The organism is Mesorhizobium sanjuanii (assembly GCF_002529485.1).
GTDB lineage: Bacteria > Pseudomonadota > Alphaproteobacteria > Rhizobiales > Rhizobiaceae > Mesorhizobium > Mesorhizobium sanjuanii.
On the sequence record NZ_NWQG01000003.1, the window covers coordinates 55,290 to 74,670 of the forward strand.

The 19,381-nt window shown below is 62.4% G+C and carries 19 protein-coding genes; 11 read left to right on the forward strand and 8 right to left on the reverse strand.

Translation table 11 applies throughout. The features are described 5' to 3' along the window. Positions 1-31: 31 nt before the first annotated feature. The 3 genes from CN311_RS00675 to CN311_RS00685 are packed head-to-tail and all read right to left on the reverse strand — an operon-like array spanning position 32 to position 3,749. Positions 32-1,996 carry a heterodisulfide reductase-related iron-sulfur binding cluster gene (locus CN311_RS00675; protein ID WP_097571513.1) on the reverse strand — a complete coding sequence of 655 codons (1,965 nt, stop codon included), beginning with the start codon at positions 1,994-1,996 and terminating at the stop codon, positions 32-34. Between the two features lies 1 nt (position 1,997). After that, on the reverse strand, positions 1,998-2,966 hold the full coding sequence (locus tag CN311_RS00680) for an electron transfer flavoprotein subunit alpha/FixB family protein (protein WP_097571514.1): 969 nt from the start codon (positions 2,964-2,966) through the stop codon (positions 1,998-2,000). Positions 2,967-2,969: 3 nt separating this feature from the next. Then, positions 2,970-3,749, reverse strand: coding sequence for an electron transfer flavoprotein subunit beta/FixA family protein (locus CN311_RS00685; protein ID WP_097571515.1), 780 nt, complete (start codon positions 3,747-3,749; stop codon positions 2,970-2,972). A 257-nt stretch (positions 3,750-4,006) separates the two neighbouring features. On the opposite strand from CN311_RS00685, the gene CN311_RS00690 reads away from it, so the two are divergent. The 10 genes from CN311_RS00690 (at position 4,007) to CN311_RS00735 (ending at position 14,705) form a co-directional block, all read left to right on the forward strand. Then, positions 4,007-5,218, forward strand: a complete 1,212-nt coding sequence (locus CN311_RS00690) for a substrate-binding domain-containing protein (RefSeq protein WP_097571516.1) — start codon at positions 4,007-4,009, stop codon at positions 5,216-5,218. A gap of 73 nt (positions 5,219-5,291) precedes the next feature. After that, positions 5,292-6,833 carry a sugar ABC transporter ATP-binding protein gene (locus CN311_RS00695; protein ID WP_097571517.1) on the forward strand — a complete coding sequence of 514 codons (1,542 nt, stop codon included), beginning with the start codon at positions 5,292-5,294 and terminating at the stop codon, positions 6,831-6,833. Further along, positions 6,830-7,780 (forward strand): ABC transporter permease, encoded by a 951-nt coding sequence (locus CN311_RS00700; RefSeq protein WP_097571518.1) that lies wholly within the window; start codon positions 6,830-6,832, stop codon positions 7,778-7,780. The genes CN311_RS00695 and CN311_RS00700 overlap by 4 nt, the downstream gene beginning before the upstream one ends. A gap of 2 nt (positions 7,781-7,782) precedes the next feature. Continuing rightward, the gene (locus CN311_RS00705) at positions 7,783-8,751 is read left to right on the forward strand and encodes an ABC transporter permease (RefSeq protein WP_097571519.1); all 969 of its coding nucleotides are present in this window, start codon (positions 7,783-7,785) and stop codon (positions 8,749-8,751) included. Between the two features lie 38 nt (positions 8,752-8,789). Then, on the forward strand, positions 8,790-10,463 hold the full coding sequence (locus CN311_RS00710) for a GMC family oxidoreductase (RefSeq protein ID WP_097571520.1): 1,674 nt from the start codon (positions 8,790-8,792) through the stop codon (positions 10,461-10,463). A 1-nt stretch (position 10,464) separates the two neighbouring features. Continuing rightward, positions 10,465-10,872, forward strand: a complete 408-nt coding sequence (locus tag CN311_RS00715) for a hypothetical protein (RefSeq protein WP_097571521.1) — start codon at positions 10,465-10,467, stop codon at positions 10,870-10,872. A 32-nt stretch (positions 10,873-10,904) separates the two neighbouring features. After that, positions 10,905-11,282, forward strand: a complete 378-nt coding sequence (gene pcaC, locus CN311_RS00720) for a 4-carboxymuconolactone decarboxylase (protein ID WP_097571522.1) — start codon at positions 10,905-10,907, stop codon at positions 11,280-11,282. Further along, positions 11,279-12,778 carry an aldehyde dehydrogenase gene (locus CN311_RS00725; RefSeq protein WP_425351039.1) on the forward strand — a complete coding sequence of 500 codons (1,500 nt, stop codon included), beginning with the start codon at positions 11,279-11,281 and terminating at the stop codon, positions 12,776-12,778. Before pcaC ends, CN311_RS00725 begins: the two co-directional genes overlap by 4 nt. A gap of 21 nt (positions 12,779-12,799) precedes the next feature. Further along, the gene (locus CN311_RS00730; RefSeq protein ID WP_097571523.1) at positions 12,800-13,714 is read left to right on the forward strand and encodes an SMP-30/gluconolactonase/LRE family protein; all 915 of its coding nucleotides are present in this window, start codon (positions 12,800-12,802) and stop codon (positions 13,712-13,714) included. A gap of 61 nt (positions 13,715-13,775) precedes the next feature. Then, complete coding sequence (locus tag CN311_RS00735) at positions 13,776-14,705, forward strand: LysR family transcriptional regulator (protein WP_097571524.1); 930 nt, start codon at positions 13,776-13,778, stop codon at positions 14,703-14,705. A 51-nt stretch (positions 14,706-14,756) separates the two neighbouring features. On the opposite strand, the gene CN311_RS00740 is transcribed toward CN311_RS00735, so the two are convergent. From CN311_RS00740 to ku, 5 genes are all read right to left on the reverse strand, one after another. Further along, positions 14,757-14,981, reverse strand: coding sequence for a KTSC domain-containing protein (locus CN311_RS00740; RefSeq protein ID WP_097571525.1), 225 nt, complete (start codon positions 14,979-14,981; stop codon positions 14,757-14,759). Positions 14,982-15,230: 249 nt separating this feature from the next. Next, positions 15,231-15,695 (reverse strand): NUDIX hydrolase, encoded by a 465-nt coding sequence (locus CN311_RS00745; RefSeq protein ID WP_097571526.1) that lies wholly within the window; start codon positions 15,693-15,695, stop codon positions 15,231-15,233. Positions 15,696-15,841: 146 nt separating this feature from the next. Continuing rightward, positions 15,842-16,840 carry an ATP-dependent DNA ligase gene (locus CN311_RS00750; protein ID WP_097571527.1) on the reverse strand — a complete coding sequence of 333 codons (999 nt, stop codon included), beginning with the start codon at positions 16,838-16,840 and terminating at the stop codon, positions 15,842-15,844. A gap of 72 nt (positions 16,841-16,912) precedes the next feature. Beyond that, positions 16,913-17,167: a hypothetical protein gene (locus CN311_RS00755; protein ID WP_097571528.1), complete on the reverse strand. Its 255-nt coding sequence runs from the start codon at positions 17,165-17,167 to the stop codon at positions 16,913-16,915. A gap of 8 nt (positions 17,168-17,175) precedes the next feature. Next, positions 17,176-18,009 carry a non-homologous end joining protein Ku gene (ku, locus tag CN311_RS00760; protein WP_097571529.1) on the reverse strand — a complete coding sequence of 278 codons (834 nt, stop codon included), beginning with the start codon at positions 18,007-18,009 and terminating at the stop codon, positions 17,176-17,178. 108 nt (positions 18,010-18,117) lie between these two features. Between ku and CN311_RS00765 the strand changes: the two genes are divergently transcribed. Beyond that, complete coding sequence (locus CN311_RS00765; protein WP_097571557.1) at positions 18,118-19,374, forward strand: DUF763 domain-containing protein; 1,257 nt, start codon at positions 18,118-18,120, stop codon at positions 19,372-19,374. Positions 19,375-19,381 lie beyond the last annotated feature (7 nt).

The window sequence follows — 19,381 nt, forward strand, 5'->3', positions numbered from 1 at the left end:
GCGTTTGTCTCGATCTCGCGGATTGCATTCATCAGATGACACTCACCGAGGTCCCGGGTGCCGTATCGCGTCTCGGAGGTGTCTGCGGCACGAGAAGTTCCGCTATGTCCAGGACCTTCAGTTTGTCCGCCACGCCAAGGGCATCGATGGCGGCGGTGTACATCACCTTGTCCTTCGGGCAGGCCACGACGAAATAATCGATGTCGCCAAGGCTCAGCGCTTCGCGGATACGGTTCTCGCTCGGCCGCTCGGCGACGCCGTCGTCGCTCTGCCAGATGCGGCCGCCGCCGGCGCCGCAGCAGAACGAATTCTCGCGGCAGCGCGGCATGTCGTGAAGCGTGTAGCCGGCCGCGCGGATCAGGTCGCGTGGCGCGTCGAAGCCGCCATTGTAGCGCCCGAGATAGCAGGGATCGTGATAGGTAACCTTGCCGCCGTCGACCGGGGCGAGGTCGAGCTTTCCCGCCTGGATGAGCTCGGCCAGCAGGGCGGTATAGTGCAAGACCTCAAATGCAGCGCCGAAATGCCGATAGTCGTTCTTGAGCGCATTCAGGCTATGCGGATCGGTGGTCATGATGCGGTTGAAGGTGCATTCCGCGATCGCATCGATGTTGGACTGCGCGAGAGTCTCGAACAGACCCTCTTCGCCGGCGCGCCGCACGTCGTTGCCGCTGTTGCGCTCGGCGTCGAAGAGAATGCCGAAATCGACACCTGCCGCACTCAGCAACTCGGCAACCTTGCGGGTGATTTCCTGAACGCGCGGATCGTAGGAGGCGTAGTCGCCGACGAACCACAGGACATCGACGGGTTCGCTGCGTGCGTCCTTGACCGGAAAGCCGAGTTCCCTGGTCCAGCGAGCCCGCATCTTGGAAGGCTTGCCCATGGAGTTGCCAAGCCGGGTAAGGTTGGAAAGCGCATCCTGCAAACCCGGACTGACATGGCCTTCGTCGATCAGGTGACGGCGCATGTCGATGATCTTCGGCAGGTGCTCGATCTCGACCGGGCACTCTTCCATGCAGGCGCGGCACGTGGTGCAGGCCCACAGCGTCGCTTCCGAAATGACGCCGCCGACCAGCGGCAGCGCCGACGGTCCGGCGGCCAGCGCATCGCGCATGTCGGTGATCAGCATCTTGGGACTGAGCGGTAGGCCCGCGGCATAGGCCGGGCAGACCGCCTGGCAACGGCCGCATTCGGTGCAGGAGAGAAGGTCGAGCTGCTGTTTCCAGTCGAATTGGGCGAGCGTGTCGACGCCTGGGTTTTCACGCTCGCGCGGCACCGCCGGTGCCGTGCCGCGCGGTTCGAGATTACGAAAATAGATGTTCGGCGCGGCAAGGAACATGTGCCGATGCTTGGAGCCGGGAATATAGACGAGAAAGGCAAGGATGGCGCCGATATGCAGCCAGTAGCAAATCTCCTGTGTCTCCTGCGCCGGCACACCGATGCGGCCGAGCAGTCCGGCAAGCATGGAGGCGACCGGCCGCCACGAACCGTCCGCGCCGCCCAGAATGCGCGCTGCGGCTTCAAACAGCAGCGAGGCCACGATCAGTACGATCAGCACATAGATGATCGCCGCGTCGCTGCCGCTGGATCCCTTGAACCGTGCCGGCCGCAGGACATAACGCTGATATAGCGCAAGCCCGACGCCGATCAGCATCAGGACCGCGAAGAAATCCTGCAGGCCGGCGATCCAGGTCTCGCCGCCGATGGGTGCGAGCGAAAACCCGGGAAACAGACGCGAGCCGAAGGCCTCGATCGTCGCGGTGAACAGGACGAAGAAGGAAATGAAGATGATCGCATGCAGCACGCCGGCGAGCGGCTTGCGCAGCATTTTTCGATGCAGGCCGATGGCGGTTGCCACGCCCTCCAGGCGGCGCATCGGCTGGTCGAAACGGGCAGCCTTCGGCGCATTGGCGAGCGCTAACACGTAATGGCGTGCGCGCCAGCCTGTCATTGCGATTGCCGAAGCCAGTATTACCCAGAGCACCAAGGTCGATGCCATCTCAACGGCCCGGCGACGCCTGCAGCCTGTCGCTCAGACTCGCGACGAGATCGAACAGGTCACAGGTTGCGCCGTAGTGAGCGACGTTGAAGATAGGAGCCTTCGGATCGGTGTTGACCGCGATGATCAGATCGGCGTGCGACATGCCCTCGAGATGCTCGGGCGCGCCGGAGACACCGAGCGCCAGATAAAGCCTGGGCTTGACCTTCTGGCCTGATTTGCCGACCTGGCGCAGCTTCGGCAGCCAGCCGTTGTCGACCACGGGGCGGCTGCCGGCGATCTCGGCGCCGAGGATCGTCGCCAGGTCGCGGGCAATGTCGATGCTCGCCTCGTCGCCAATGCCGCGACCCACGCAGACGATCCGTTCGGCTGTCGTCAGGTCGACATCGGCATAGTCGGGCACATCGATGGCCACCATCTTGACCCTGCTGCTTTCGATGGCAGGCATGGCATCGAATTGCTGCACCCTGGCGGCGTCGACGGGGCTTGCCACGGCCTCCTCAAAGGCGCCTGGATTGACCATCAGGACCGCAGGGAGCGTCACCACGCATTCGGCAAGGACCTTGCCGCCATACATCTGCGCGACCACATTCAGGCCTTCGCCCTCACGCTTGATTTCATTGACATAAGACAGGAGCGGCCAGCCGGTTCGCGCGGCGATATCGGCAGCGACATCCAGCCCGTTCGCCGAGTAGGGCACCAGCACCAGATCGGGCTGTTCGGCCGCGACCGTATCGCGCAACAGCCGCGCATAGGCTTCGGCAGGGATCAGATCGGATCCGGCGGCGTCAGCGGCGATCAGCCGATCTGCTGCTCCGAAGGAAGAAGCTGCCGCCTTGGCGGCCTGGCCGGCGAAGAAGGCGATCACCTCGTCGCCGGCCGTTGCGATGGAACGCGCAGCGGCGATCATTTCGAGGGAGAAGGCTTCGATCCTGTCGGAGCGGCCTTCGGTGCAAGCTATCATCTTCATGGCTTACTTCCTTGCCAGACCGTTGGCGGTCAGACCATTGACTGCCAGGATGGTGACCAGTCGATCGGCGACATTCTCGGCGTCGTTGCCGAGGTCCTCACCCGAGCCGCCCTGCGCCGGCAGGCGAAGCTCACGAATCTCGGCGGAACGCTCGAAGCCGGAGGACTCAAGCGTGGCGCGACCGATCGGGGTTTTCGACGCTTCGCGCAGCTTGCTGCCGGAGACATAGCGCGGCGCCTTGGAGGCAGTCTGCACGCCGAGCACGGCAGGCAGGGCCATCTCGTAGGTGACGGCGACGCCCGCGCCACGCTCCTGCGTTACCCGCAATCCGGCACCGTCGGGTAAAACGCGGTTGGTGCCGGAGACATGCGGCCAGTCGAGCAACGCGCCGACATAGGGTGCGAGCTGGCCGAAAACATCTTCGGTCGACTGCACGCCGCAGAGAACGAGATCGGCGGATTTGGCGCGCGCCGTCGCCGCGATCGTGGCGGCTATGGTGCGCGAGGAGATCATGGCGTCGTCCTTGGTTTGCAAGGCGATGACCTCGTCGGCGCCCCGGGCGGCGGCCATCTGCAGCACCCGGTTGGCGCCTTCGCCAAGGGCGACCGCCGTTACTGTCGCGCCGCTCGCTTCCTTGAGCAAAATCGCTTCTTCGAGTGCATGATCGTCGAAATCGTTGAGCTGGAAATCCAGCCACTCGCGATCAATGCCGCGCCCGTCCTCGGCAAGCTGAAGCTCGCCGGCGGAATCCGGAATCATGCGCAGGACAACGAGAATATTCACGGCCTCTCCTCCGACGGAACGCACCTCAAGCGCCCGGCACCCGTTTTAGATCGTATTCTCAATCCTTCCCAACGGGCAAAAATGTAATAGCAGCTATTACAAGACCGAAGGTTGACCTTTCCCGGCTATCAATTGTTAATTTGAGCCCAATCGTGGTCAATCCGCAATGTTCTGAACGGGAGAGGATTCAGAATAATACTTCTATTTTTTCCAGAATAGCTATCAGCATTCTAGTGAATGTTCAGGAGGAGGAACAAATGTCAGTAAAGAGCATATTAGATCACAAAATATCGCGTAAGAGTTTTATCCGGGGCGTGCCGGCCGCGGCCGCCGCCATGGTCGCGGCGCCAGCCATCCAGCTCGCCCAGACCAGTGCCGCCGTCGCCGCCGAACCGGAAACCAAGCCCGGTTACTATGGCGCGCCACGCACCTGGATGTGGAATCCCAATGCCAACACCATGGTCGACACATCGAAGTGGAAGAAGGACGGTCCCTATACGATCGGTTTCTCCAATGCCTCGATTTCGAATGCCTGGCGCGTCGCCTTCCAGCACGGTGTCCTCTGGTCCGCCGGCCAGCATCGCGACGAGATCGCTCATCTTTTGGTCACAGACGCCAATGACGATCCTTCCAAGCAGATCGCCGACATCCAGGATCTGATCAGCCAGGGCGTCGACATCCTGCTTATCGCCGCCTCGACCGAAGACGCGCTCGATTCCGTCGTCGGCCGCGCCATGGAACAGGACATTCCCGTCGTCATGGTCGATCGCAAGGTGAAGACGGCGTCGAATTACATCACCTACGTCACCGCATCCGACTGGGCGCTCGGCCGCCTCGAGGCTCAATGGCTGTGCGAGACGCTCGGCGGCAAGGGCAATATCGTGATGCTGCCGGGCATTGCCGGTTCCAGCGTCGCGGAAATCCGCATCAAGGCGAACGAGGAGGTGTTCTCGAAATTCCCTGATATCAAGGTGCTGGAGAAGCAGTATTGCGACTGGAACCCGGCCACCGGCAAATCGGTGATGGCGGCACTGATCCAGAAGCACGGCAAGAACATCAACGGCGTGCTGGCCGACAGCGCGCTCCAGGGCTACGGCGCAATCGAGGCGTTCCTCGACGCCGGCTACAAGGCCGGCGAATTTCCACCGATGACCGGTGGCGACGTCGCCCGGATGTATCAACTGGCCAACCAGCACAACATCAAGATGGTCGGCATCGACTATCCGACCTCGATGGGCATCACCGGCATCGAGACCGCGCTCGACGTGATGAAGGGCATTTCGGTTCCGGACAAGGTCGAGGTGAGCTTCCAGGTCGTCACGTCGCCGGGTGCGGATACGGTCTCGGTCAAGGGCGACAGGCACCTGCTCGACCATGTCAGCATGGACGATCCGGGCGACCTGTCGCCAAGCAACGGGCTGCCCGCCGGCTATAATCCGAGCACATTCAATCCCGACTATCCGAAGTAAGCCTCCCAAGCGACCCGGTGCGCGCCAGGCTTGGCGCGCACCGGACGTGAATTGAACAGTTCGAGCGCCGGATATGTCAGCGTCTGTTATTGAGCTCAGCCAGATCGAGAAGGACTATCCTGGAGTCAAACCCCTGGACAAGGTCGATTTCGCCGTGCAGCCAGGCGAGATCCACGCACTTCTGGGCGAAAACGGCGCGGGCAAATCAACGCTGATCCGTGTCATGGGCGGCGTGACCAAACCCAATTCCGGCACCATCACCTATCTCGGCAAGCCGGTTTCCTGGCAGTCGCCGAAGGCAGCGCGCGCTGCCGGCATTCATGTGATCCACCAGGAGCTAGCGCTTTTTCCCGAGCTTTCGGTTGCCGAGAACATCCTGGTCGACGCCCAGCCCCGGGGCATGCTGGGGCTCATTTCGAACCGCGCCCGCCACGCCCGCGCGGCTGAAATCCTCGCACAGCTCGGCGTCGATATCCCGACCCACGCCAAGATCGACGAATTGCCGCTTGCCGATCAGCAGATGGTCGAGATCGCCAAAGCCCTGGTCGGCGACGTGCGGCTGCTCATCCTGGACGAGCCGACGGCGGTCATCGCTGGCCGCGAGGTCGATCTTCTGTTCGAGAACATGCGCAGGCTGCGCAATGAAGGCGTCGGCATCGTCTATGTCTCCCATCGGCTCGAGGAAATCTTCGAGATCGCCGACAGGGTGACGATCCTCAAGGACGGCCAACTCGTCGGCACGAGCCCGGTAAGCGCGCTCACGCGCGAAGAGATGATCACCAAGATGGTCGGCCGCCGGCTCAGCCAGATCTATCCACCGCGGCGTGCCGCGCCGGCAGACGGCCCGGACGTGCTCAGCGTTCGCAATCTCAGGGCCGGCCCGCGCGTTCGCGACGTCAGCCTCAACGTCCGGGTAGGCGAAATCGTCGGCGTGGCCGGCATGGTCGGCTCGGGACGCACTGAGGTCGCCGAGGCCATCTTCGGCACCCGCGCCGTCGACAGCGGCGTGATCGAATTCGACGGCAAGCCATTCGAGAGAAAGCTTCCGAAGGGTTCGATCGGCCATGGGCTCGGTTTTCTGACCGAGAGCCGCAAGGACGACGGCCTGTTTCTCGGCCTGCCGATCTCCGCCAACATCGTGGCGCCAGATCTCGACGCCATAACGAGACGCGGGCTGATCGACCGTAAGCAAGAACGAGCGGTGGCCACGCGGCAGATCCAGGATTTTTCGGTGGCGACACCGTCGCCTGACGTGAAGATCGGCAATCTCTCGGGCGGCAACCAGCAGAAGGTGCTGTTCAGCCGCTGGTCGCGGATCGCCAGCAAGCTGCTCATCCTCGACGAACCGACGCGTGGCGTCGATATCGGGGCCAAGGTGGAGATCTATCGCATCGTGCGCCGGCTGGCGGATTCGGGCGTCGGCGTGCTGATGATCAGCTCGGAACTGCCGGAGATCGTCGGTCTCTCCGACCGGGTCTTCGTGATGGCGCAGGGCCATATCGTCGGCGAAATCAAGGGCGATGCCCTCGGCGAGGAGGCGATCATGGATCTCGCCGTGCGATCGGTCGAGGACCGCAAGGCGGGCATGGATCAGCATGCGGAGCCGGTCGGATGAGCGCGATCGCCATGGACATTCGCCGCAACCGGTTGATGCTTTCCTATCTGATCGTAGCAGTGCTTCTGGTGCTGCTCGCCGTCGCCGGCGGCTTCTTGTCCGACCGGTTCCTGACCTGGCGCAACATCGGCAATCTGCTCCAGCAGCTCATTGTGCTGGGCATGGTCAGCCTGGGCCAGACTTTCGTCGTGCTGATGGGTGGCATCGATCTGGCGATCGGCTCACTGGTCGGCGCACTCACCGTCTTTCTGGCGAACTTCCTCGAATGGCGCCCGGATCTGATCTGGCTTGCCTTGCCGCTGGCGTTGATCGCCGCAACCGGGGTCGGCGCCATCAACGGCCTGCTGACCGTCGTGCTGCGCGTCCATCCTTTGATCGTCACGCTCGGCATGTCCTCGATCATCTTCGGCGGCACGCTGATGTACCGCAAGGAGCCCGGCGGCTCGGTACCGCGCGCCTTCGCTGACATCGCCTATACAAAAGTCGGCGGCATTCCGATCAGCGCCATCGTGCTCGTCGTGATTTTCGTGCTCGCCGGGCTTTGGCTGCAGCGGACGCGCACCGGCCGCAGCATCTACTTCGCCGGTGGCGACCGGGAAGCAGCGCGGCTGAATGGACTGCCCGTCGACCGCATCGTTGTGCTGGCCTATGCACTGTCGGGCCTGTGCGCCGGCATAGCGGCGATTTTCCTGACCGCGCGAACCGGTGTCGGCGACCCGCGCATAGGCGTCGCGCTGACGCTGCAGTCGGTGACGCCGGTGGTGGTCGGCGGCACCATCCTGGCGGGGGGCAGGGGCGGCGTGCTTGGCACGTTCCTCGGCGTGCTGCTCGTTACCATGCTGAACAGCCTGCTGAATTTCGTGAATGTCTCGTCCTACTACCAGTGGGTCATTCAAGGTCTCATCATCCTCATCGCCGTCGGCATTCACAGCTCGAGGCGGAAATAGCGATGACACCTCTCGATACCCCGATGCAGCGATCGCAAAGCATTTCCATAGCGTCCGTTTTCGAGCGCTATGGACTGGTGATCTTCCTGGTCGCGCTTATGGTCGTTGCAGCCATCGCTTCACCGACCTTTCTGCGCCCGGCCAACCTGGTCAATGTGCTGACGATCGCCGCACCGCTCGGCATGGTCGTCGTCGGCCAGACCTTTGTCATCCTGGTGCGCGGACTGGATCTTTCCGTGGCCTCGTTGATGGCGACGGTGGCCGTGCTGGCCACGGCCTTCAAGGCCACGACCAACGAGGCGATCCCGATGATCTTCATCGCCGCGATCGCCCTGTCGGCCGTGGTCGGCCTGGTCAACGGCTGGCTGGTGGCCAAGCGCAATGTCAGCCCGTTTCTCGCGACGCTGGCGATGATGATCATCCTGCAGGGTGCACGCTTCGCCTACACTGGCGGGGCGCCGATCAGTACGCTGCCGCCCGGCATGGGCTTTCTGGCCTCGGGACGGGTCCTTGGCATTCCGGTCAATCTGATCACCCTGGCGTTCCTGGCGACCGCCTTCGGCATCGTGCTGCACCGATCGCGCCTCGGCCGGGAAATATTCATGGTGGGCAGCAATCCGAAAGCCGCGTTTCTCAATGGCGTGGCGCCGGACCGCGTCGTGATCCTCTGCTACGTCATCTGCTCGGTCTGTGCCGGGATAGGCGGGCTCTTCCTGCTCGGCTATGTCGGTACGGTGTCGAATTGGGTCGGGCAAGGCTACGAACTGGATTCGATCGTCGCGGCGGTGATGGGCGGGGTCGCGCTTTCCGGCGGCCGCGGTAATGTCTTCGCCGCGCTGCTCGGCGTTGCCGTGCTGGTCGTGATCAACAACCTGGTGCTGCTGCTCGGTTTTCCGATCGAGATGCAGCTTATCATCAAAGGCATCATCATCATCGGCGCCGCGGCCTTCTACCGGACGCGGCTCGCCTGAGACATGATGCGGTCGTTGGACCTCGAGGGAGGAAGAGAATGACGGTTGAAATTCTGGCGCAACGCAATGCACGGCCGGGACGCGACGAGGAGGTGGATGTCGTGATCGTCGGCGCCGGCCCGTCCGGCTCGGTCGCCGCACTTCACCTGGCGCGCGCCGGCATTTCGGTGGTCGTGCTGGAGCAGGGCGAATGGCCGGACTATGACGACTACACCGGCGCCCGCCCGGAACACGAGCTGGTCAGCACCAAGCTCTGGCATCCCAATCCGAACGTTCGCGACAGCCCGAACGACTATCCCGTCGATACCTCGACGACGGATATCAATCCGCTGATGTTCGCCGGCGTCGGCGGCAGCGCCACGCTCTACGGCGCGCAATGGATGCATTTCCTGCCGTCCGATTTCCGGGTGCGCTCGATGGACGGCGTGGCCGAGGACTGGCCCTTCACCTATGAGGACCTCTTGCCCTATCAGCTCGAGATAGAGCGCGAGGTGGGTGTCTCTGGTCTCTCCGGCGATCCGGCCTTTCCGCCGCGCGGCGCCTATCCCTTTCCGGCGTTGCCGATGGGGTCCGTGGGCCTGCGCGGCGCGCTCGGCATGGAGAAGATGGGCTGGCACTGGTGGCCGGGAAGCAATGCGATCCCGTCGGAGAAGTTCGGCGAACTCAATCCGTGCGTGCGCCGCGGCACCTGCCTTACCGGCTGTCCCGAGGGGGCGAAGTCGACGACCGACCGTTCGCATTGGCCACTGGCGCTGAAGGCCGGGGCGCGGCTGATCACCCGTGCCCGGGTGAAGGAGGTCGAGACCAACGACCACGGGCTCGCCACCGGCGTCGTCTATATCGACGCCAATGGGCGCGAGCGGCGCCAGCGCGCCAAGGTCGTCATCCTGTGCGCCAACGGCGTCGGCACGCCGCGGCTGCTGCTGATGTCGGGTGGCTCAAGGAATTCCGACGGGCTCGCCAACTCCTCGGGCATGGTCGGCAAGCGGCTGATGATGCATCCTTTCGCCAGCGTGCTCGCCTCCTACGAGGATCCGCTCGATTCCTGGCGTGGTCCGTTCGGCCAGCAGGTCTATTCGCTGGAATTCTACGAGACGGATGAAAGCCGCGGCTTCGTGCGCGGCTCGAAGTGGAACTGCATGCCGTCGGGTGGACCGGTCGGGGTGTCCGGCGCAACCGGCTCCAAGGTCTATGTCGCCGAGGAGGGCCGCTTCCAGGATTTCTGGGGCGCCAATCTGCATGAGAATGTCGCCCGCCGCTTCGGCCATTCGCTGATCTGGGGCATCGTCGGCGAGGACCTGCCGGAGGAGAGCAACCAGGTGGTGCTCTCGAAGGATCTGGTGGATTCCGATGGCCTGCCGGCGCCGCAGATCGTCTACAAGGTCAACGAAAACTCCAACCGGCTGCTGCAGTTCAATATCGACCGCTGCCTGGAATCGGTGCGTGCCGCCGGGGCCATCGAGACGCTGGTTTCGACACCGGTGCGCGAATCCGGCTGGCACCTGATCGGCACCACCGTCATGGGCGACGATCCCAAGCGCTCCGTCGTCGATCAGTGGGGCGCCTGCCACGACGTGCCGAACCTCTATGTCATGGACGCCTCAACCTTCCCGACCTCGGGCGCCACCAATCCGACGGCGACGATCATGGCCGTGGCGCTGCGCAACACGCACCGCATGATTGCCGAGCGCCGCAACCAGAAGGTGGCCTGAAATGGCGAAGGAACAAGTCTTTTTCGCGCTCGCCGATTTCCTGATCCCGGCGCATGGCAAGATGCCGAAATTCAGCGATGTCTGCGCTTACGCCGACGTCGAGAAGTCCCTCGATTTCCGCATCGATCTCAAGGAGGGCTTTGCCCGCGCCATCGCCACGGATCCGTCCACAGGCGCGGAGGCACATCTGGAAAAGATCAACAAAGAGGACGGCGAAGCCTTCTCGGCGATCACCACCATTGCCATCGCTACCTACTACATGAACCCGCGCGTGCGTGAGCTGATTGGCTATCCCGGCCAGGAAAATGTCCAGTACGATTCCAAGGCAACGCAGATCTACCTGACCAATGGCTCGCTCGGGCATGTGATCGCCCGCGGCCGCAAATACCGGCCGACCCCCGGCCTCTGACCTCCCAAGCAAACAGGAAAGGACTATCCCCAATGGGCAAGGACGTATTCGACAAGGGTTTTGAAATCCGCAAATCGGTTCTGGGCGCGGAGTTCGTCGAGAAATCCTTCGCCAGCGCCGACGATTTCAACCGCCCTATGCAGGAGTTGGTGACGGAATATTGCTGGGGCGCCGTATGGGGCCGCGATACGCTCGACAAGAAGATCCGCAGCATGCTGAACCTTGCCATGCTCGCTGCGCTCAACCGGCCACACGAGCTGAAAATGCATGTGAAGGGCGCGCTGCGCAACGGCGTCACCAAGGACGAGATCCGCGAGGTGCTGCTGCAGGTGGCGATCTATGCCGGTGTGCCGGCCGGCGTCGATGCCTTCCGGCTCGCCCGCGAGGCCATGCAGGAAGCGCAGGCATGATCGCGCGGCCGCCGCTCGCCGCGGAAAAGCTTTCGATGCTGGTCGGCGGCCGCTGGATCGCCTCGGTATCGGGAGACTATTTCGAATCCTTCGACCCCTTTACCGGCAAGGCCTGGGCGCTGGTTCCGCGCGCAGGCGTTGCCGATGTCGACGCGGCCGTCCAGGCCGCCGTCGAGGCCTTCCGCGGCGAGTGGCGGACACTGAGCCCGAGCGCGCGCGGGCAGATCATGACGCGCTTCGCCGACCTGGTCGCCGAGGAAGCCGAGAACCTTGCCGTTCTCGAAACCCGCGACAATGGCAAGCTGATCAATGAAATGCGGATGCAGTGCAAATACATCCCGCAATGGTTCCGCTTCTTCGGCGGCCTCGCCGACAAGATCGAAGGCCGGGTCATCCCGATCGACAAGCCGGGCGTGTTCAATTACACGCGCCAGGAGCCGCTGGGCGTCGTGGCCGCGATCACGCCGTGGAATTCGCCGCTGATGCTGGCGACGTGGAAGCTGGCGCCCGCACTTGCCGCCGGCAACACGATCGTGTGGAAGCCGTCGGAATTCTCCTCCGTCTCGGCGCTGTTCTTCGGCCAGCTCTTTGAAAAAGCTGGCTTCCCGAAAGGTGTCGTCAACATCATCACCGGCTTCGGCAACGAGATCGGCGACCGCCTCGTGACGCATCCGGATGTCGCGAAAGTGGCCTTCACCGGCGGCGACGCGACCGGCCGTCGCGTCTATCAGGCGGCGGCGGGCGGGCTGAAGAAGGTGACGCTGGAGCTCGGTGGCAAATCCGCCAACATCGTCTTCGCCGACGCCAAGATGGAAGCGGCCATTCCCGGGCTCGTGTCCGGCATCTTCGCGGCGACGGGACAGACCTGCATCGCCGGCTCGCGCGCCCTGGTGCAGCGCTCCGTCTACGACCAGGTGACGGAGAAACTGGTCGGTTTCGCCAGGACCGCGAAGATCGGCGATCCGCTCGATCCCGAGACCCAGGTCGGCCCGATCACGACACTGCCGCAGCGCAAGAAAGTGCTCGACTATATCGCCATCGCCAATGGCGAGGGTGCGACGCAATTGCTGGGCGGCAAGGTGCCCGAGGACAGGTCGATCGCCGACGGCTGGTTCGTCGAGCCGACGATCTTCGGCAACGTCAAGCAGTCCATGCGCATCGCGCAGGAAGAGGTTTTCGGACCGGTGCTCTCGATCATTCCGTTCGAGGATGAGGAGGAGGCGGTGGCGATCGCCAATGACAGCATCTACGGCCTGGCGGCCGGTCTGTGGACGCAGGATCTCGGCCGCGCGATCCGCCTGCCCGAACGGCTCGAGGCCGGCATCATCTGGGTCAACATGTATCGTGCGACCAGCTATCTCTCGCCGTTCGGCGGTTACAAGCAATCTGGCTTCGGGCGGGAGAACGGCCAAACCGCGATTTACGAATATCTGCAGGAAAAAAGCGTCTGGATCGATGGCGGGAATTCCATTCCTGCGCCGTTCGTCCAGCGCTGACCGGCCGTAAGCGAGGCGTCGATGTCCTGCTATGAGATCATCGATGCGAGGTTCGGCGACCTGATCGATCCGGTCGCTTTCCTCGAAACCATCCATACGGGGAATCGCTGGGCGGAGGGGCCGGTCTATTTCGCGGACCTTCGCTCGCTGGTCTGGAGCGATATTCCCAACGACCGCATGCTGCGCTGGGACGAAGAGACCGGCGCGGTTTCGCTGTTTCGCGGCAGCATCGCCAACCCGAACGGCAACACGCGCGACCGGGAAGGGCGGCTCATCACCTGCATGCAGGGCGAGCGCCGGGTTGTGCGCACCGAATGGGACGGCTCGATCACGGTGCTGGCCGATGCCTTCGACGGCAAGCGCCTCAACTCACCCAACGACGTGGTGGTGAAGTCGGACGGCAGCATCTGGTTCACCGATCCGAACTACGGGATCATCTCCGACTATGTCGGCCGCAGGAGCCCCCAGGAACAGCCGGGCTGCCGCGTCTATCGGATCGATCCGCTATCGGGAAAGGTCACCGTCGTCGCCGATGATTTCTCGATGCCGAACGGGCTCGCTTTCTCGGCCGATGAGAAAAAGCTCTATATTTCGGACTCCGGTTTCCTGACCGACCGCAGTGCGCCTCACCACGTCAGGTTGTTTGACGTGGAGGGCGAAAAACTGATAAATTCCCGTGTGTTCGCCGAGATTTCTCCGGGCATTCCGGATGGCTTCCGCGTCGATGTCATCGGCAATCTCTGGATCAGCGCCTGGGACGGCGTCCAGTGTCATACACCGGAGGGCGAGCTGATCGGAAAGATCAAAGTGCCTGAAATGGTGGCGAATGTGGTCTTCGGCGGGCCGCGCGGCAACCGGCTGTTCATCACAGCGACGACGTCGGTCTACGCAGTCTTCCTGAATGTCCGAGGCCTGAAATATCCATTCGGGACGTGAGAGAAGGCACCACGGAAATACCTGGAAGCTCTGCCGCAGCGGATGGCCAGATGGGTGAGAGTTGGACACGAAGCAGCTACAGGTTTTCATCGCCGTTGGCTCGGCAGGGAGCTTCTCGAAGGCAGCACTTGACCTGAATGTGACGCAGCCGATGGTTACGCGCCATATTCGCGGGCTGGAGGAGGAACTCGGCGTCGAGCTTTTCTACCGGAACGGTCGCGGGGTGGTGCTGACCGAGGCCGGTGTGCTTTTGAAGGCGCATGCCGACGAGATCGTCGAGCGGCTGCGGCTGGCACAGAACGCGGTGTCCAACCTCAAATCCTCGCCAAAGGGCCGGCTGGTGCTGGGCGTGCCGCCCTCGGTCGGCACGGTGCTGACGGTGCCTCTGGTCAAGAAGATCAAGAATGAATTCCCCAATGTCGTGCTGCAGGTGATCGAGGGTTTCAGCGGCCACATACTGGAATGGCTGATCGCCGGCCGCATCGATGCCGCCGTGCTCTACAATTCGCCGAACCATCCGTCTGTCCTTACCGAGCCGCTTGCCGACGACGAGCTTTTTCTGATCGGTCCGGCTTCGCGCGAACGCGTGCTGCCACCGGGACCGGTCGGCCTCAATGTCTTTGCCGAACTGCCGATGATCCTGCCGAGCCGGCCGCATGGGCTCAGGCGCCTGCTCGACAACATCCTGGCCGAGCACGGCGTCTACCCGCGTGTCGAGATGGAGCTTGAAGCGATGCCTTCGACGTTGCTCCTGGTCGAGGAGGGCACTGGCTATACCGTCCTGCCCTATGCCTCGGTCCATCTGCTGGTCGAGGCCGGGCGCATCGAGGTCTGGCCGTTCGATCCGCCGATTACCCGCAAGCTCATTCTCGCGACCTCCTCGCAACGACCGATGTCGTCGACCTTCCGTCCGCTGTTTCGAACGGTTCGCACGGAACTGAGGGACATCATGTCGACCCATATCTGGAAACCGCCGCCTCATCTGGAATGACTGTGCGATGGCTGCCGGGCATCTGCGCCATGTTAGGCATGGAACTGAGCCTTAATCGACCGAGGCCGAGCGGCTCTCTTCGATTAAACGATATCTATACCGGTCGCGGATGAATTCGTTGAAGAAGCGGCCTTTCGACGAAGCCCGGCGGAATCCGGCAAAGGTCCGCGGCGGCACACCCTCATAGTCATAGCGATTGCCGCTCGGGACAAACCAGACCGAAAGGATACGCGTTCCGGCGTCATAGTGCATGTTTTGGATCACCGTCGACGGCATCTGCCAACACTCGATACAGCTCCAGATGTAACCCGTCACGAAACGCAGGGTTCCGTCGAGACTAATGTTGGAGATCGGACGGAAGGCGGGCCGGTGCGTAACGAATGGGAATGCAGCATCCCGCCGCTAGGGGAGGCAGCGCTATTCGATCTCCGCACCTTGCGGCCGCAAAAGCCGCTGCGCGCAGGCCAGATTGTGGAAGAACTGCGGTCAGGATCGGTCCGGCTACGGTGAGTAGCTTGGGCGCGGTTAACCTGTGTCAAGCAGAGTGGCAAAATCCTTCAATATCGGGCGCTGGCCTTTCAGGATCTTGGTTTCGGCCTCGGGCAGACTGAACCATCCCGCCTTGTCGACCTCGGGAAACTCCCGCATCGAGCCGGACCTTGGCGGCCATTCCATCAGGAAAGTGTTGCTCTTCACGGCGGTCGCATCGACATCCGCATCCACGCACCATGCCAGCACGATCTTGCCTCCCGGCTGCTTGTAGCGACCGAGAGGCTGGAAGTGTCCGTCGATGCGCACGCCCAGTTCCTCTTCGGTCTCGCGCCGTGCTGCCGCCAACTCGTCTTCGTTCGCCTCGACGAGACCCTTCGGGATCGACCACGCGGCTTCGTCCTTCTTTGCCCAGAACGGCCCACCCGGGTGCACCAGCAGCACCTGCGGCAGGCCTGAGTTGCGGCGATAGATCAACAATCCGGCACTTGTGACAGCCATCCGGCGGCCCTCCTGGGGTTTGCCGCTTTGTCGTCTCGTGGTTGCGCTCGAAAGGATAACACAATGCCTGATTCCGGTTCGAATACCGGCGTGCAGGAATGGTGTCCGGCCGACTTTGTCGCAGAGCGCCAGGGGGCAAGTCTGAACTACCGGATCTGGTCGAACGTGCATTGGGAAGGCAGCTTGTCGGGCCGCCAACGCATCAGTTTGGTCCCGTGCCGGAAGCGATCGCCGGTGACATGATCGAAACGGACTTCCACCACCAGTTCAGGCTTTAACGCTTCCCATTGGCCGCTGCGCTCGGTGCTCCAGCGGCTCGGTCCGCCAGGCGCCCTGCCGGTAAAGCCGGGCTTGGCCCGCAGCCGTTCCAGCCGCTGGGTAAGGTCAGCTCTGTCATCATTGCCGATGGTCGAGGTAAAACCGACATGGTCGAGTTTGCCCTCTTCATTGTACAGGCCAAGCAGAAGTGACCCGACTTGGGGGCTGCCCGCCAGATAGCGAAAACCACCGACGACGCAATCGGCGGTACGCAACTTTTTCACCTTGACCATCGCACGCTCCCCCGGCCGATATGGCTCGGCAAGCCGCTTGGCAACGACGCCATCGGTGGAGCCATGGCCGGCATCCTTCAGCCAGCGTTCGGCCGCGGTAACATCGAGCGTATGTTTGGAGAGAGACAGATGTGCGGATTTCGACGAGACGACAAACGTCTCGACAGCCTGTCTCCTGTCGACCAGCCCTTCTTCGAGAATGACATTGCCGCCAGGTTCGGCCAGCATGTCGAAAAGGATGAATGTCGCGGGTGTCTCCAAGCTCAGCCTGCGGATCCTGCTTTGGGCAGGATGAAGACGTGCCTGCAAAGCCTCAAATGAAAATGATCCCGCAATGTCGATGACGATCTCCCCATCGACAACAAAGTCTCTCATCTTCAGATCGCTGAGCGCCGTGACCAGTTCGGGAAAATAGCGGCCAAGTGGCTTGCCAGATTTGGCGCGTAAATCGACGGTGTCACTTCCTTTGGAAGCCAGGCAGCGAAATCCATCCCATTTCGGCTCGTATTGCCAGACGCCGGGCTCGGTTGGAATGCGGTCGGCGGCTTTGGCTTCCATGGGGCTGATATCGAGCGGCAATGGAAACGTGGTCATTGTCACTTTCGTGTCCGGCTCCAAGCCGTCGTCAACAGATAGAATCAACCACTTCTCGGCTCAGTGCATCGATCAGGATTTCTTCTTCCCGGAATCGTTCTCTGCCTGGTCCAGCAAGTCGAGGGCAGCGTTGCGGGCAGCCTCGCTCTCGCCTCGAAGCCGTTTTGCCACCGGGATAAGTCTGAACGCCTCCAGCAGTTTCTGCTCTGTTGCTACGGCCTGTGGATGAAGGGTCGCCGCTGCTTCCTTGGCCAGTTTCGTCGCTTGCAGATCGGTTTCGACCCTGTCTTTCAGGATCTTGCGGATGTTTGAAAGTCGTTTTGCCATTGTTGATGCTATGCCCTTTTCCGCTGACGTGCGGACGACTTGGTCCGGCTTGCAGCCTTGCCGCCTTCCTGAGAGAGACTCTTGCGCAGGATGTCGGCGAGATTGACCACGTTGGTCTTCGGCTTGGGAGCCGGCTTCGGCGGCTTCCTGCCCTTGCGTTTGGCGTCGATCATGGCGATCAGGGCATTCTCATAAGTATCCTCGAACTTCGACGGGTCGAATTTGGCGGGTTTCTTTTCGATCAGCAGCTGGGCGATTTCCAGCATCTCCGGGTCGACCTTGCGCGCCTTCAAGTCCTTGAACACGGTCTCGGCGGAGATCATCTCGTCGTGGGTACGCAGCTCGGTCAGCAGCATGCCCTTGCCCAAAGGTTGGATCAGCACTTCCCGGCCGCGCTGGTAGAGCACCACGCAGGAGCGCGCCGCGACTTTCTTCCTGGCCATGGCGTCGCGGATCACGGCGAATGCTTCGAGCGAAGCGCCATCGGCAGGAGCGAGGTAGTAGGGTTTTTCGAGATAGCGCGTGTCGACCTCGGCGATCGGCACGAATTCACCGACCTCAAGCGTGTGCTGCGACACCAGCTTTATCTTCTTGATATCATCTGGCTCGATCTGGATGAATTCATCCTTCTCGATCTCGTAACCCTTCAACTGATCGGCAGTGTCGACGGTGTCGCCGGTCTTTTCGTCGACATAGGCGCTCTTTACCGGAAGGCCGTCCTCACGGTTGAGAATTTTGAAATGGATCTTGTCGGCCTCGGTGATGGCGCCGATGATCTTGACGCCGCAGGACACCGTTCCGATCTTCAGGAAGCCCTTCCAGGCCGCACGCGCCGAAGCCATCTTTTCATCCTTGTCTGATGATCAAGTCTGACGATCGAACGGCCGGCGGCAAGATTCGTTCCTGAGCGTGAAGATGAGGGCGTTCTTTGGATGGGTTCGGAGAGAAACATGGCGCAGCGATCTGGAAGTGCTGATCTTCCGCTCCATGGCGGACGCGTGCCGAAATGGCTCGGCGACCGCATGACGCGTCTTGGCGCGGTCATGTGCGAGGCGATCGTTCATCACTATGGCCGCGAGGAATTGCTGCGTCGTCTGGCACATCCGTTCTGGTTCCAGTCCTTTGGCGCCGTCATGGGCATGGACTGGCATTCGTCCGGCATCACGACCAGCGTCGTCGGCGCCCTGAAGCGTGGCCTGACGCCGCTCTCCGGCGAACTGGGCATCCATGTCTGTGGTGGTCGCGGTGCGCATTCGCGCAAGACCCCGCAGGAGCTTGCCGCCATTGGCGAGCGCGTCGGCATCGATGGGGCTGGACTTGCAACTGCCAGCCGACTGGTCGCCAAGGTGGACAGTGCTGCGGTCCAGGATGGTTTCGATCTTTATCTCCATGGTTTCATAGTCACCGATGATGGCGACTGGGTCGTCGTGCAACAAGGCATGAATGGCGACAGCAAGGTGGCGCGCCGCTATCACTGGCTGTCCGAAGGCTTGAAAAGCTTCGTCGACCAGCCGCACGCGGCGATCGAGGGCGCCAACCAGGGCGAGATCGTTAATCTGACGGATCGGCGCGCGGATGCCTCGCGTCAGGGACAATTGGCGCTTTTGCACGATCTCGGGCCAGACCGGATCGTGAGGGAATTCTCCGCTCTGGAGCGCAGCGCGCAGGCAAGTCCGGAACAGCCGATGCTCCCGCATCTGGTCATGCCGGCCCATCACGATGTGCGCGAAAGCGACATTGTCATGCGCCGCTTGCACGGCAACATCGCGGCAGCCGCCGATCGCGGCCCAGCCGATTTTTCGGAGCTTCTGCTGGTGCCGGGCGTTGGCGCGCGGACCGTGCGTGCGCTGGCGCTGGTTGCCGAGGTGCTGCATGGCGCGCCGTGCCGGTTTTCCGACCCCGGGCGCTTCTCGCTGGCGCATGGCGGCAAGGACCGGCACCCGTTTCCAGTGCCGCTCAAGGTCTATGACGAGACGATCGGTGTGCTGAAATCTGCGGTGCGCAAGGCCAAGCTTGGCGGGCAGGAAGAAATCGGTGCGCTGAAGCGACTGGACGACCAATCCCGGCAGGTTGAACGATATGTCACCGGTCCCAGCCTGAAGGAGATCGTCGCCGGCGAGCTTGACCAATCGCATCTCCTCGGCGGCCGCAGCGTGTTCGGATGGGAACGGGCGCCTGCGAAGGCAGACAAGAAGGGATTGGCTTGAGATCCAC